This is a genomic window from Streptomyces sp. L-9-10 (genome assembly GCF_004151105.1).
Classification (GTDB): Bacteria; Actinomycetota; Actinomycetes; order Streptomycetales; family Streptomycetaceae; genus Streptomyces.
Window position 1 is genome coordinate 153,647 of the sequence record NZ_PHRF01000162.1, and the last position, 13,352, is coordinate 166,998.

The 13,352-nt window shown below is 72.7% G+C and carries 12 protein-coding genes; 8 read left to right on the top strand and 4 right to left on the bottom strand.

Annotated elements, in window-relative coordinates:
* Nucleotides 1-102: 102 nt before the first annotated feature.
* A complete protein-coding gene (locus CU044_RS34140) occupies nucleotides 103-1,701 on the bottom strand; it encodes a molybdopterin-dependent oxidoreductase (RefSeq protein ID WP_129772834.1) in 1,599 nt (532 codons plus the stop codon).
* 263 nt (nucleotides 1,702-1,964) lie between these two features.
* Between CU044_RS34140 and CU044_RS34145 the strand changes: the two genes are divergently transcribed.
* The 5 genes from CU044_RS34145 to CU044_RS34165 are packed head-to-tail and all read left to right on the top strand — an operon-like array spanning nucleotide 1,965 to nucleotide 7,462.
* On the top strand, nucleotides 1,965-3,260 hold the full coding sequence (locus CU044_RS34145; protein WP_129772627.1) for an FAD-dependent oxidoreductase: 1,296 nt from the start codon (nucleotides 1,965-1,967) through the stop codon (nucleotides 3,258-3,260).
* The gene (locus tag CU044_RS34150; RefSeq protein ID WP_205124135.1) at nucleotides 3,257-4,009 is read left to right on the top strand and encodes a DUF1365 domain-containing protein; all 753 of its coding nucleotides are present in this window, start codon (nucleotides 3,257-3,259) and stop codon (nucleotides 4,007-4,009) included. The genes CU044_RS34145 and CU044_RS34150 overlap by 4 nt, the downstream gene beginning before the upstream one ends.
* A 17-nt stretch (nucleotides 4,010-4,026) precedes the next feature.
* Nucleotides 4,027-5,301 (top strand): cyclopropane-fatty-acyl-phospholipid synthase family protein, encoded by a 1,275-nt coding sequence (locus CU044_RS34155; protein WP_240046020.1) that lies wholly within the window; start codon nucleotides 4,027-4,029, stop codon nucleotides 5,299-5,301.
* Nucleotides 5,298-6,647 (top strand): cyclopropane-fatty-acyl-phospholipid synthase family protein, encoded by a 1,350-nt coding sequence (locus CU044_RS34160; RefSeq protein WP_129772629.1) that lies wholly within the window; start codon nucleotides 5,298-5,300, stop codon nucleotides 6,645-6,647. Before CU044_RS34155 ends, CU044_RS34160 begins: the two co-directional genes overlap by 4 nt.
* Complete coding sequence (locus CU044_RS34165) at nucleotides 6,644-7,462, top strand: DUF1295 domain-containing protein (RefSeq protein ID WP_193564138.1); 819 nt, start codon at nucleotides 6,644-6,646, stop codon at nucleotides 7,460-7,462. Before CU044_RS34160 ends, CU044_RS34165 begins: the two co-directional genes overlap by 4 nt.
* A gap of 86 nt (nucleotides 7,463-7,548) precedes the next feature.
* Here the strand turns inward: CU044_RS34165 and CU044_RS34170 are convergent, their stop codons facing one another.
* The 3 genes from CU044_RS34170 to CU044_RS34180 form a co-directional block, all read right to left on the bottom strand.
* Nucleotides 7,549-8,910, bottom strand: coding sequence for a deoxyribodipyrimidine photo-lyase (locus tag CU044_RS34170; RefSeq protein ID WP_129772630.1), 1,362 nt, complete (start codon nucleotides 8,908-8,910; stop codon nucleotides 7,549-7,551).
* 72 nt (nucleotides 8,911-8,982) lie between these two features.
* Complete coding sequence (locus CU044_RS34175; RefSeq protein ID WP_129772631.1) at nucleotides 8,983-9,735, bottom strand: anti-sigma factor; 753 nt, start codon at nucleotides 9,733-9,735, stop codon at nucleotides 8,983-8,985.
* Nucleotides 9,732-10,316: a sigma-70 family RNA polymerase sigma factor gene (locus CU044_RS34180; RefSeq protein ID WP_129772632.1), complete on the bottom strand. Its 585-nt coding sequence runs from the start codon at nucleotides 10,314-10,316 to the stop codon at nucleotides 9,732-9,734. Before CU044_RS34180 ends, CU044_RS34175 begins: the two co-directional genes overlap by 4 nt.
* Before the next feature lie 246 nt (nucleotides 10,317-10,562).
* On the opposite strand from CU044_RS34180, the gene CU044_RS34185 reads away from it, so the two are divergent.
* From CU044_RS34185 to CU044_RS34195, 3 genes are all read left to right on the top strand, one after another.
* Nucleotides 10,563-11,243 (top strand): PadR family transcriptional regulator, encoded by a 681-nt coding sequence (locus CU044_RS34185; RefSeq protein WP_129772837.1) that lies wholly within the window; start codon nucleotides 10,563-10,565, stop codon nucleotides 11,241-11,243.
* Between the two features lie 259 nt (nucleotides 11,244-11,502).
* Nucleotides 11,503-12,570, top strand: coding sequence for an ATP-binding cassette domain-containing protein (locus CU044_RS34190; protein ID WP_129772633.1), 1,068 nt, complete (start codon nucleotides 11,503-11,505; stop codon nucleotides 12,568-12,570).
* Nucleotides 12,571-12,599: 29 nt separating this feature from the next.
* On the top strand, nucleotides 12,600-13,346 hold the full coding sequence (locus CU044_RS34195; protein WP_129772838.1) for an ABC transporter permease: 747 nt from the start codon (nucleotides 12,600-12,602) through the stop codon (nucleotides 13,344-13,346).
* The last annotated feature ends 6 nt before the right edge of the window (nucleotides 13,347-13,352 follow it).

Consider the following 13,352-nt stretch of genomic DNA (forward strand, 5'->3'; position numbering starts at 1 on the left):
GAATGTGCTGAGAAGCGGTGCGGCAAAGGTGGTGCGGCAAAGGTCTGTTGAGGGCCGGTGCGGTGGTTCGCGTGCGGCGCGCCGGTGGCGCTCGCCGGATCGTCAGGTCACGGCGACCACCACCGAGTGCCAGCCGGTTGCGCCGTCGGGCACGGTCCCGACGCGCTTCTCCGTCTGCGTGTAGCCGTGCAGGTCGGTGGCGCGGACTTCGAGGGTGTGGCTGCCGGTGGGGGCCCGCCACTCCCACACCCACTGGCGCCAGGTGTCCCTGGTGTCCTGGGCCGCCAGCCGCGCCGTGTGCCAGTCGCCGCCGTCGACCCGTACCTCGACCCGGGCGATTCCCCGGTGCTGGGCCCAGGCCACTCCGGCGACGGGCACGACGCCCGCCTTCGGAGAGGCGAACGGGCGCGGGGTGTCGATCCGCGACTCGGTCTTGACGGGCGCCCGCCGGGACCAGCTCCGCTTCACCCAGTACGCGTCGTAGTCGGCGAACGTGGTGAGTTCCAGGTCCTGGAGCCACTTGCAGGCCGAGACATAGCCGTAGAGCCCCGGCACCACCATCCGTACCGGGAAGCCGTGGTCGAACGGCAGCGGTTCGCCGTTCATGCCCAGCGCCAGCAGCGCGTCGCGGCCGTCCATCACGGTCTCGACCGGCGACCCGATGGTCATCCCGTCCACCGAGCGCGCCACCAGCTGGTCGGCGGGCCCGCCCTTCGAGGGCGGCTCCACCCCGGCCTCGCGCAGCAGATCGGCCAGCCGTACGCCGATCCAGCGGGCGTTGCCGACGTACGGGCCGCCGACCTCGTTGGAGACACAGGTCAGGGTGATGTCCCGCTCGATCAGCTCGCGGCGGAGCAGATCGTCGAAGCTCACCGTCAGGGGGCGGGTGACGCCCTTTCCGTGGATCCTCAGCCGCCAGCCACCGGCATCGATCCTCGGGACCACCAGAGCGGTGTCGACCCGGTAGAACTCCTTGGTGGGGGTGGTGAACGGCCCCAGACCCCGGACCCTCAACTCCGCCCCGGCCGGCACGGGGCGGGCCGGTGACGCCGGTGCGGGCAGCACGATGGCGGCGCGCGAGGCGGCGGCCTCGGCCGCGCCCGATCCGTTGAGCCGGCTGCCCAGCGCACCGATACCGGCCGAAGCGGCGACCGCCGCGGTCGCGGCGATCACGAAGCCACGCCGGTCGAACGATCCGTCCGGGGGCCCGTCCGTTCCGTTCGTTCCCTCCGTTCCGTCCGGGGTTCCGTCCGCCCCCTCAGCCGCCGGGGACGGACGGAACGTGAGCCTGCCGACCAGCAGTTGGAGCACTCCGCAGGCCGACACGGCGCCCACGACGGAGGGCAGGGCGTCTAGCGGACCCCCACCGGGCCGCTCGACCGCCGCCACCGCGCCGACCGCGCCGAAGACCAGCACCGCCGCGAAACCGGCGGGCCGGTGCCGCAGCGCGACCACTCCGACCGCCATGGCGAAGACCGCCAGGAGGGCCAGGATGCCGAGCTGGAGCACCAGCTTGTCGTTGGTCCCGAAGTTCCGGACGGCGAAGTCCTTCAGCCAGGGCGGGGTGCGGTCGATGAACGCGCCGCCCACGGCGTTGACGGGACCGGCCTCGGGCCGGACGGCCGCCGCGACCAGCTCCGCCACCGCCAGCGCCGAGGCGCCCGTGACCAGCCCGCTCAGCGCCCCCAGGGCGGCACGCACCAGTCGTGCCGCGGGGCCGGGCGAACCACCCTCCGGCGTCGGGACCTTCAGATCTTCGCTCACAGTCGCCATTCGGAACCGGAACGACGGCGGATTGGTCATCGACTCGAAGGAGTTGAAAATTCCCACCACCCGGAAAGAGATCGCACCGGCCACCAATCCCCGGCCCACGCCGCTTCGAATACCTCACGTACAGGGGCCACCGCCCGTGACGGGACGTGATCCGGACGGGATCCGGACGCGGCTGGATGTGAGGGAGCGGTATGAGCGGGGAGCGTCGGCGCACGGCCGTGGTGGGGGGTGGAGTCGCGGGACTGACCGCCGCGTACGTACTCCGGCACGCGCACGAGGTGACGCTGTACGAGGCGGAGGACCGGCTCGGCGGTCACGCGCACACCCATGACGTGGCGTCGGCCGACGGCCGGGTGCACCGCGTCGACTCCGGCTTCATCGTGCACAACGAGCGGACGTATCCGTATCTGTTGCGGCTCTTCGTGGAACTCGGCGTCACCACGCGGGAGTCGGAGATGAGCATGTCCGTGCGGTGCGAGGGCTGCGGGCTCGAATACGCCGGAGCGCGCGGCCCGGCCGGGCTGTTCGCCCGGCCGCGCAACGCGCTGCGACCGGCCTATCTGCGTCTGCTCGGCGAGGTCCCCCGCTTCCACCGGCTGGCCCGTCGGCTGCTGGCGGCCGGGAACGGCGCCCGACGCGAGCCGGGCGCCGGCCCGACGCTGGGCGAGTTCCTCACGGCGGGCCGCTTCTCGCCGTACTTCACCTCCCACTTCATGACCCCGGTCGTCTCGGCCGTCTGGTCCTGCGACGCCGGCACGGCCATGCGCTACCCCGCCCGCTATCTGTTCCGCTTCATGGCCCACCACGGCATGCTGGCGATCAACGGCTCTCCCACCTGGCGGACGGTGAGCGGCGGTTCACGCGCGTACGTCGAGCGTGTCGGCAAGCGTCTCGACGCCGTCCGTACCGCCACTCCGGTACGGGCCGTGCGCCGTGGCCCACGGGGGCCGGGGGCCGTCGAGATCACCTCCGAGGACGGCACCGCCCAGCGGTACGACTCCGTGGTCATCGCCGTCCACCCCGACCAGGCGCTGCGGCTGCTCGCCGACGCCACCGAGGCGGAGCGGCACGTCCTCGGCGCGTTCCGCTACTCCCGCAACCCCACCCAGCTGCACACCGACACGAGCGTGCTGCCACGGGCCGCGCACGCCCGCGCGTCGTGGAACTACCTGATGCCGTCCTGCGACGCGGGCGCCGACGCCGTACGCGTCAGTTACGACATGAACCGGCTACAGCGGATCGACGCCCCGGAGACCTTCGTGGTCACGCTGAACGGCGCCGGCCGGGTGGACGAACGGCGGGTCCTCGCGAGCATGGTGTACGAACACCCCGTCTACACACCGGAGTCCGTCGCGGCCCAGCGAGGGCTGCCCGCGCTCAGCGGTCCCGTCACCGCGTTCGCCGGGGCGTACCACGGCTGGGGGTTCCACGAGGACGGCTGCCGCTCGGGCGTCGAGGCCGCGGCGGCGCTGGGGGTGGCGTGGTGAACACCGCGACGCCCGCCTCGCGTACCGTCCCGGCGCTCTACACCTGTGTGATCGGCCATGTCAGGACCACGCCCCGCCGGTACACCCTGCGCCACCGCACCTATCTGTGGCTGATCGACCCCGACCGGCCGCCGGTGCTGCCCCGGCCGCTGCGTCCGCTGGCCCGCTTCGACGCCCGTGACCACTTCGGCGGCACCCTGCCCACGATCCGCGCGGGCCTGGACGCCTTCCTCGCCGCGCGCGGCGTCGAACCGGCCGGGGTGCGGGTGACGATGCTCGCCCACGCGCGGGTGTTCGGCCATGTCTTCAACCCGCTCACCCTGTTCTGGTGCCGCGCACCCGGCGGCGAGCCGCTGTGCGTCGTCGCCGAGGTGCACAACACCTACGGCGAACGGCACTGCTATCTGCTGCGGCCCGACGACACCCACCGGGCCTCGGTGGACAAGGACTTCCATGTCTCACCGTTCTTCCCGGTCGACGGCGCCTACACCATGCGGCTGCCGGAACCGGGCGAACGGCTCGCGCTGACAGTGCGTCTGGACCAGCCGGGAAGCGGCCCGTTCACCGCGACCGTACGGGGCGAACGCCGCCCCGCCACCGTCCGGACCCTGGTGCGCGCCGCGCTGCGCCACCCCTGGTCCACCGCCGCCGTCTCTCTTGGCATCCGGCTGCACGGCGTCCGGCTCCTGCTGCGCGGACTGCCCGTACAGCCCCGTCCCCGTCACAGGCCCCAGGAGGGTGTGAAGTGAGTGTGTCCGTCTCCCCGGTGTCCCCCGGGCCGTCCTCGCCGTGCGCGTCCCCGTCGCCGTCCGCGCCGGCCGACCCCCGCCGCTGGCCCGACGTGGCTCATCAGCCGCGCGCCTCATGGCTCCGTACCGCCCTGGCCGGGCGGATCGTCCGGCACGCCCTCGACGGGCTGCCGCTCCGAGTCCGCCTCGGCGGCACCGAGACGCTCGGGCGCGGCGGCCCGCTGATGGAGGTGCGCGACCCCGGGGCGTTCTTCCGGCGGATCGGCGCCGGCGGACTGATCGGCTTCGGCGAGTCCTACATGGCCGGCGAGTGGGAGGCACGCGATCTGGTCGGCGTCCTGACCGTCCTGGCCGGGCGGGCCGCCGACCTCGTCCCCGAGCCGCTCCAGAGGCTGCGTGCCCGCTGGGCACCGAAACATCCCGAGGCACAGCGCAACACCCCCGAGGGATCGCGGGGCAACATCAGCCGGCACTACGACCTCTCCAACGAACTGTTCGCGCTCTTCCTCGACGAGACCCTCTCCTACTCCTCGGCCCTCTTCCGCGGCTTCCCGGCCGACCGCTCGCTGCTGGCCGCCGCCCAGCACCGGAAGATCGACCGGCTGCTCGACCGGGCGGCGGTCGGCCCCGGCACCGAACTGCTGGAGATCGGTACCGGCTGGGGCGAGCTGGCGATCCGGGCGGCGGCGCGCGGGGCGCGGGTACGGACCGTGACGCTCTCCCGGGAACAGCGGGAGCTGGCGCGGGAACGGATCCGCGCGGCGGGCCTCGAAGACCGCGTCCGGGTCGAACTCCTCGACTACCGCGCGGTCGACGGCACCTTCGACGCCATCGTCAGCGTCGAGATGATCGAGGCCGTCGGGGCGGAGTTCTGGCCGGAGTACTTCACCGCGCTCGACCGGCTCCTCACCCCCGGCGGACGCGTCGCCCTCCAGGCGATCACCATGCCGCACGACCGGATGCTCGCCACCAAGGACACCTTCACCTGGATCCAGAAGTACATCTTCCCCGGCGGATTCCTGCCGTCCGTCGAGGCGATCGAACACATCACCGCGGAACACACGGCGCTGCGCGTGGCCGGCCGGGACGGCTTCGGCCCGCACTACGCCGAAACCCTCCGCCTCTGGCGGGAGCGCTTCACCGAGCAGGCGCCGCGGGTCGACGCCCTCGGCTTCGACCTGACGTTCCGCCGGCTGTGGACCTTCTACCTCGCCTACTCCGAAGCGGGCTTCCGCTCCGGCTATCTCGATGTCCAGCAGCTGACACTCACCAAGGAGGAGACCTGCGGATGACGGGTCCCCAGCTGAAGCCCCGGCCGCGAACCGGCGCCGCCCAGCACCTCTTCCCGCTCGCCGAACAGCTTCTCGGCGGCTCCCTGCCGCTGCGGCTGCGCGCCTGGGACGGATCGACGGCCGGTCCCGACGGCGCCCCCGTCGTCGTGCTCCGTTCCCGGCGCGCCCTGCGCAGACTCGTCCGGCGGCCCGACGAACTCGGCCTCGCCCAGGCGTACATCACCGGCGAACTCGACTTCGAGGGAGATCTCACCGACGGGCTGCGGGCCGTCTGGGGCGCCGTGCGCGAGCGCGGCCTCCGCCCGCCGCGGCTCACATTCGGCGACCGGGCCAGGGCGCTGGCCACCGCGCTGCGCCTCGGCGCCGTCGGACCGCGGCTCCCCGCGCCCGTGTCCGAGGCGCGGCTGACGGGCGCCCGGCACAGCAAGGCCCGCGACCGTGCGGCCATCAGCCATCACTACGACCTGTCCAACGACTTCTACGCGCTGCTGCTCGACGCGACGATGGCGTACTCCTGCGGCTACTGGACGAGCGACGAGCCCGGCTACGGACCGTCGGACGCGCAGCGCGACAAGCTGGAGCTGATCTGCCGCAAGCTCGGGCTGCGCGAAGGCGCCAGGCTGCTGGACATCGGCTGCGGCTGGGGGTCGCTCACGCTCTACGCGGCCGAGCGGTACAGGACCCGGGTCACCGCCGTCACGCTCTCCCGGGAACAGGCCGCGTATGTGAGCGCGCGGGTCGAGGAGCGCGGCCTCGGCGCACTGGTCGAGGTACGGCACCGCGACTACCGCGATCTCACCGGCGGCGGCTACGACGCGGTGTCGGCCGTCGAGATGGGCGAGCACGTCGGCGACGCCGAATACCCCGCGTTCACCGCGGCCCTGCACCGCGTGCTCGGGCCCGGGGGCAGGGCGCTGGTCCAGCAGATGTCCCGGGGGGCGACGGCACCGGGCGGCGGGGCCTTCATCGAGTCGTACATCGCTCCCGACATGCATATGCGACCGCTCGGTGACACCGTCTCGCTGCTGGAGGGCGCGGGCCTGGAGGTGCGGGCCGTGGAGTCGATGCGCGAGCACTACACCCGTACGGTCCGCGACTGGCACCGCACGCTGGAGGAGCGCTGGCCGGAGTTCGTCGCGCTCGTCGGGGAGGAGACCGCGCGCGTCTGGCGGCTCTATCTGGTGGGTGGGGCGCTGGCCTTCGAGGAACGCCGTATGGGCGTCGACCAGATCCTCGCCGTGCGTCCGACGGCGGCGGGTGGGAGCGGGATGCCCGCCACGCAGCGCGACTGGTACGCACAGGACGCGCGCGCCCGGGACGCGCGGCGGCGGGACGGCGTCCGGTGAGCGGCTATCCATGGGCGCGGTTCGGGCTGGGCATCGGCCCCGCCCTGGCCACGGCCCTCGCCGTCATGCTCGTCACCTTCGCGTTCGCCGTCGCCAAGCGGCTCCACCGGATCGTCGACATCGCCTGGGGCATCGCCTTCACGGCGGTCGCGCTCGTCTCGTACGCGATGTCGACGGGGGAGGGGAACGACGGACGGCGGCTGCTCGTCACCGTCCTGACCGCCGTATGGGGGCTGCGGCTGGCGGGTCATATCGCCGCGCGGGGCCGGGGGCACGGCGAGGACCCCCGGTACGAGGCGCTGCTCGCCAGGGCGCCGGGCAGCCGGAGCCTCTACGCGCTGCGCATGGTCTATCTGCTCCAGGGCGTGCTGGTGGTGCTCGTCTCGCTGCCCGTGCAGGCCGCGCAGTATCTGCCGGGAGCGCTCGGCCCGGCCGCCTACGCCGGCTGCGCTCTCTGGGCGGCCGGGCTGTTCTTCGAGGCGGTGGGGGACCGCCAACTCGCCCGCTTCAAGGCGGACCCGGCGAGCGAGGGCCGGATCATGGACCGGGGTCTGTGGAGCTGGACCAGGCACCCGAACTACTTCGGCGACTTCTGCGTGTGGTGGGGGCTGTTCCTGATCGTCTGCGACGAACCGGTGGTGGCCGCCGCGACCGTGGCCGGTCCGCTGGTGATGAGCTTCCTGCTGATCGGCGGCAGCGGGAAGCGCCTGCTGGAGCGGCGTATGGCGGACCGCCCCGGCTGGGCCGTGTACGCGGCCCGTACCAGCGGCTTCTTCCCACTGCCGCCGCGCCGGGGCGCGCGCTCCCGGGGATAGCGCACGCGGGGGACAGCGCCCGGGACAGCGCATGCCGGGGACCGGACCGCGCGCGCCGGGAGCAGGGCCCGCCCTCACGGGGACGGTCAGCCGAGGCCCCGGGCCCGGGAGAAGCGGTCCCGGCCCTCGGCGAGGTCCACGATCGGGTCCGGATAGTCGAGCCGGCCCCGGTCCCGGGCGTCCAGCAGCCACGGCTGGTGGACGGCCGCCCCGTCCACCCCGGCCAGCTCCGGCACCCAGCGCCGTACGTAGTCGCCGTGGGGATCGAAGCGCTTGGCCTGGGTGAGCGGGTTGAGGACGCGGTTGGGGCGGGTGTCCGTGCCGGTGCCCGCCGTCCACTGCCAGTTGAGCTGGTTGTTGGCGAGGTCGCCGTCCACCAGCAGATCCAGGAAGTGCCGCGCGCCGACGCGCCAGTCCGCGTACAGCGTCTTGGTCAGGAAGCTCGCCACCAGCAGCCGTCCCCGGTTGTGCATCCAGCCCTCGTGGGACAGCTGGCGCATGGCCGCGTCGACGATTGGGTAGCCGGTGCGTCCCTCCCGCCAGGCGCTGATCTCCTTCTCGTCCGTACGCCAGTGATCCCCGCGCGTCCGGTAGTCGGACCACGCCGACGCGGGGCGCGCCGCCAGTACCTGATGGTGGAAGTCCCGCCAGGCCAGCTGCCGTACGAACGCCGCCGCCCCCGGACCGCGCCGGCGCCGCGCCCGTAGCACCAGCTCCACCGGTGAGAGACAGCCGAAGTGGAGGTACGGCGAGAGCCGGGAGGTCGCGTCGCCGGACAGGTCGTCGTGACGGTCCTCGTACGACGCGATCCCGTCGGCCAGCCAGGCCGCCAGCCGCTCGCGCGCCACCGCCTCGCCGCCCTCGGCCAGACCGGGCGAGACCCCCGCGACCGCACCGCGCGCGGGCAGCGGCTCGCCGTCGACCCGTGGCACCCGTACGCTCCCGGGCGCGGCCGTCACCGCGCGCCGGCCCGTCTCCTCCCAGCGGCGGAAGTACGGGGTGAAGACCGCGAAGTGGTCCCTGCCCGCCGGGGCGATCTGCCCCGGCGGCACCGCCGTGACCACCGCGTCGTGCACGGTCAGGGCGGCTCCCGCGGCAGGCAGCTCCGTACGCAGCCGCTCCTCCCGGCGCGCCGCGTACCGGCTCACGCCGCCCGCCACATGGACCTGCCGGGCGCCGCTCTCGCGCACGACCCGGCAGACCTGCTCGACGGGATCACCCGAACGGATGACCAGCCGGCCGCCTCGCTCGCGCAGGGCGGTGTCCAGCGAGGCCAGGCAGTCGGCCAGGAAGGCACGGCGGTTGGGCGCGTCGAAGCCCACCGCCGCCACCCCGGGATCGCGGACGAAGAGCGGCACCACCTCCTCGGCCCCGTCCACGGCGGCGCGCAGCACCGGCTGGTCGTGCACCCGCAGATCCGAGGTGAAGAGCACCACCGCAACGCTCATGTCCCTGTTCCTCGCTGCCTCACTGCCCGTCCGTCCGCGCACGTCGTGTCCGCGCGCGTTCCCGACGTTGCCCTAAGCGGCCGGGAAGTTCATCTGGGCCAGCGGCGGCGATGTCGGCCGCACGGAGCCGCCCGACGGTTCCACCGTGATGCCCATTCCCGACGCCGCGCCCACCCGGCCGGCCATCAGGACGGCGTCCGAGCCGCCCGTGGGGTCCATCAGGCCGGCGGAGCGCATCGTCCCTCCGTCGTCGTACCAGAGCTGGTAGACCTTGCCCTTCGGTGGTTTCGGCATCCCCGACGCGATGAACGCGGCCTTGTCGCGGCTACGGGAGACGACCACGGTGCCGGTCGCGCCGTCCGGCAGCCTGCCGCCGGCGATCTTGGCGTCCGGGGCGCCGAGGACCGCGGCCAGTTCCGCGGACCGCTGTTCCGATGCGCGCGCACGCTGGTGCGCGTCCCGTGCCTCCTGGTGCTGCCACACCGCGACCCCTCCGAACGCCGCCGCGGCCAGGCACGCCGCCAGGGCGAACCGGGAGAGCGCGCGCCCCCGGGCGGTTCCGCCTCCGGGGCGGGGCCGCGGGGCGACCTCCGGCGGCTCCTGCCGTTCGGTGGCGATCCTGCGCAGCACCTGCTCCTTGAGCGCGGCCGGTGGAGTCACGGTGACCGCCCTTCCCAACCGGGCCGCCGTGGCGACCAGTTCGCGTACCTCCTGGTCGCAGGCCGGGCAGACCGCCCTGTGCCGTTCGAACTCGGCGCGCTCACCGGGCTCCAGGGCGTGCAGCGCGTACGCGCCGGTCAGCGTGTGCAGATCCGCGGTGGTCACGCGTTCACCCCCAGGCAGTCGCGCAGCCGGATGAGGCCGTCGCGAAGTCGTGTCTTGACCGTGCCCAGCGGGACCGAGAGGAGTTCCGCCACTTCGCGATAGGACAGGCCCCGGTAGTACGCCAGGGTCACGGACTGGTTCTGGAGTTCGGTGAGCGTGCGCAGACAGCGGCGCACCTGCTCCCGTTCGAGGGTGGCCTCGACCTGCTCGGTGACCTGGTCGAAGGCGGGGGTACGGTCGAGCAGCGCGGCCCTGTGCTCACGGTCGCCCGCCGCCTGCGCCGAGCGCACCCGGTCCACCGCCCGGCGGTGGGCGAGCGTCAGCACCCAGGTCATGGCGCTGCCCCGGCTGGGCCGGAAGCGCGCGGCGGTGCGCCAGACCTCCAGCAGCACTTCCTGTGCCACCTCCTCGGACTGGGCCGGGTCGCGCAGTACGGAGCGCACCAGCCCCAGGACGGGGCCGCAGACCTGGTCGTAGACACGGGAGAACGCCTCCTGGTCGCCCCTGGCCACCTGGCCGAGGAGTTCCTGCAGATCGGGCCCCGCCGCAGCGGGCCCGCCGATGTGTACAGCTTCTTTCACGCGGCTTTCCTCCACGGAGCGGACGGAGCCGACCCGCTCGTCCGGCATCATCCCGTCCGGCCATCCGACCAGACGTCACCGTGTATTCGGAGCGGGGACACCGATGGATTGGTCCGTCCCGGGGATTGATCCCGCACCGGATGGCGCGGAAGAATTGCGATGTATCGCGATTGACGGACATGGAGGCCTCGCGATATGTTCGCAGACGAGTATTCGGGGTGGAGTGACGAGGGTGAGAGAGGCGCGATGGGGGCGAAACGGCGCAAGCTGAGCAATCCGCTGGCGCTCGCGGTGATGGCGCTGCTCTCGGAGCGGCCGATGCACCCGTACCAGATCGCGCAGACGCTGCGGCAGCGCGGCAAGGAGAACAGCGTCAAGATCAACTTCGGATCGCTCTACACCGTCGTCCAGAACCTGGAGAAGCACGGTTTCGTCGAGGTGGCGGAGGTGCAGCGGCAGGGCAACCGGCCTGAGCGCACGCTGTACGGCCTCACCTCCACCGGGTACGAGGAGATGCTGGAGTGGATGGCGGATCTGCTGGCCGTCCCCGCCCGTGAGTTCCCGCTGTTCGAGACGGCCCTCTCGCTGATGGGTGTCCTGCCGCCGGACGAGGTGACCGCGCTGCTGGAGGACCGGGTCTCGGCGCTGCGCGTCCGGGCCGCCGGTATGCGGGGCGTGCTGGAGCGGCTCTACGAGACGCTGCCGCGGCTCTTCGTCGTGGAGACCGAGTTCCAGCTGCACATGATCGAGGCCGAGGAGGCCTGGATCCAGGGGTTCCTCAAGGAGATCGGCGAGGGATCGCTCTCCGGTCTCGACGGCTGGCGGACCCTGCACGAAACCGGCCGGCCGCCACCGGAGTGGCAGGAGCTGGAGCATGAGCGGCCGTTGGACACCGCGGGGGAGGAGGACCACTCCCGGAAACCCTGACCCGGCCGACTCCGGCCCTCAACGGAAACGACCCCGGCGGTCGCTGTTGCAGCAGCCCCCGCCGGGGTCTCTCACCCCGGACCGGACCACCGCGAAGGCGCCCGGCGATCGAGGCGCGGCACGCCCAGGATAGCCCGGCGCTCTTCGCGTGGACCGGCCCGGACCGGCCTGAGCAACCCGCTCAGGCACGGACGGCCCCGAGCCACCCGCTCAACCACAGGAGAGCTCAGTCGTGAGCACGAGCACGAGTATGGGAACCATGAGTACCGGATCCACGCGTACCGGACCGACCGGCGACGGACCGACGGGCACCGGAACGCCCGTCGTACGGGCGGACGGTCTGGTCAAGACCTATCCCGGCGGCGTCACCGCCCTGAACGGCCTGGGCCTGACCGTCGAGGCCGGCACCGTCCTCGGACTGCTCGGCCCCAACGGCGCCGGCAAGTCCACCACCGTCAAGATCCTCACCACCCTCGCCCGCCCCGACAGCGGCACGGCCACGGTCGCCGGCCACGATGTGCTGCGCCACCCCGGCCGGGTACGCCGTGCGATCGGCGTCGTCGCCCAGAAGTCCGGCGCCGATCCCGCCGCCACCGGCCGGGAGAACCTCGTCCTCCAGGGCAGGCTGTACGGCCTCAGAGGGGCGGAACTCAACCGCCGCGTCGACGAACTGCTGGACCGGTTCGCTCTCAGCGACGCCGCGCGGCGGCTGGTCAAGGGGTACTCCGGCGGTATGCGGCGCCGGCTCGATGTGGCGCTCGGCCTGGTCCACAGGCCCGAGGTGCTCTTCCTGGACGAGCCGACGACCGGGCTCGACCCGGAGGCCCGTACCGCCATGTGGGACGAGATCACCCGCCTCTCCGGTGACGAGGGTCTGACCATCCTGCTCACCACGCACTATCTGGAGGAAGCCGACCGGCTCGCCGAGCGCATCGCGATCGTCGACCGCGGCCGGATCGTGGTCGAGGGCACCCCCGACGCGCTCAAGGGTGAACTGCGCGGCGACGCCGTCCATCTGGAGCTGCGTGCCGACGGTGACAGGGCGGCTCTCACCGGCGTACTCGCCGGGCTGGCCGGTCTGCACGACCTGGCGGTCGACGGCCGCCGGGTCAGTGTCCGCGCCGACGACGGCGCCGCCGCCGTCCCCGTCCTGCTCGCCGCGCTGGAGCGTGCCGGAGCGGCCGTGGCCGCCGCGACCGTGGCCCGCCCCTCCCTGGACGACGTCTATCTGCGGTACGCGGGCCGCCGGTTCTCCGAGGCCGAGGCCCAGGCGGACAGCGCCGGGGCCGGTACCTCCGGCCAGGCCGCCGACGGAGGTGCCCGGTGAGCACCGAAACCCTCGCCCACACCTGGTACATGACGCAGCGTCAGCTGATGGCGATCGTGCGCCAGCCCGTCTTTCTGCTGATCTCACTGATCCAGCCGGTGATCTGGCTGTTCCTCTTCGGCAATCTCTTCAAGAGAGTCGTCGAGCTGGGCGGCTTCGGCACCACGACCTATCTGGACTATCTGGTCCCGGGCATCGTGGTGATGAGCGCGCTCGGCTCCAGCATGTGGGCCGGGATGGGGACGCTGGAGGAGATCGAACGCGGCACGCTCAACCGCTTCCTGACCACCCCGGTCAGCCGTAGCGCCCTCATGCACGCCAATGTCGTGCAGAACGGCATCAGTACGGCCGGCCAGTCGGTGATCATCGTGCTGCTCGGGCTGCTCGGCGGGGCCCGCTACCCGGGCGGGGCGGGCGGGCTGATCGTGCTGGTCGCCGCCTCGATCCTGCTCGGTACGGTCTTCGGGGCGCTCTCCAACGCGCTGGGCATGCTGGTGCGCGAGCGTGAGTCGATCATCGGCATCAACACGTTCCTGCTGCTGCCGCTGACGTTTCTCTCCTCCGCCTTCATGGCGCCCGCCCAGATGCCGTCCTGGATGGCCACGATCGCGGACTTCAACCCGGTCAACTGGGCGATGGTCGCGGGACGTTCCGCGCTGGCGGCCACACCCGACTGGGGCGACGTACTGACCAGGGGCGGCGCGCTGCTGGCCCTGGCGGTGGTGGCGGTCTGGCTGTCGACCCGTACGTTCCGCTCGTACCAGAAGTCCGTTTAGAGCCAG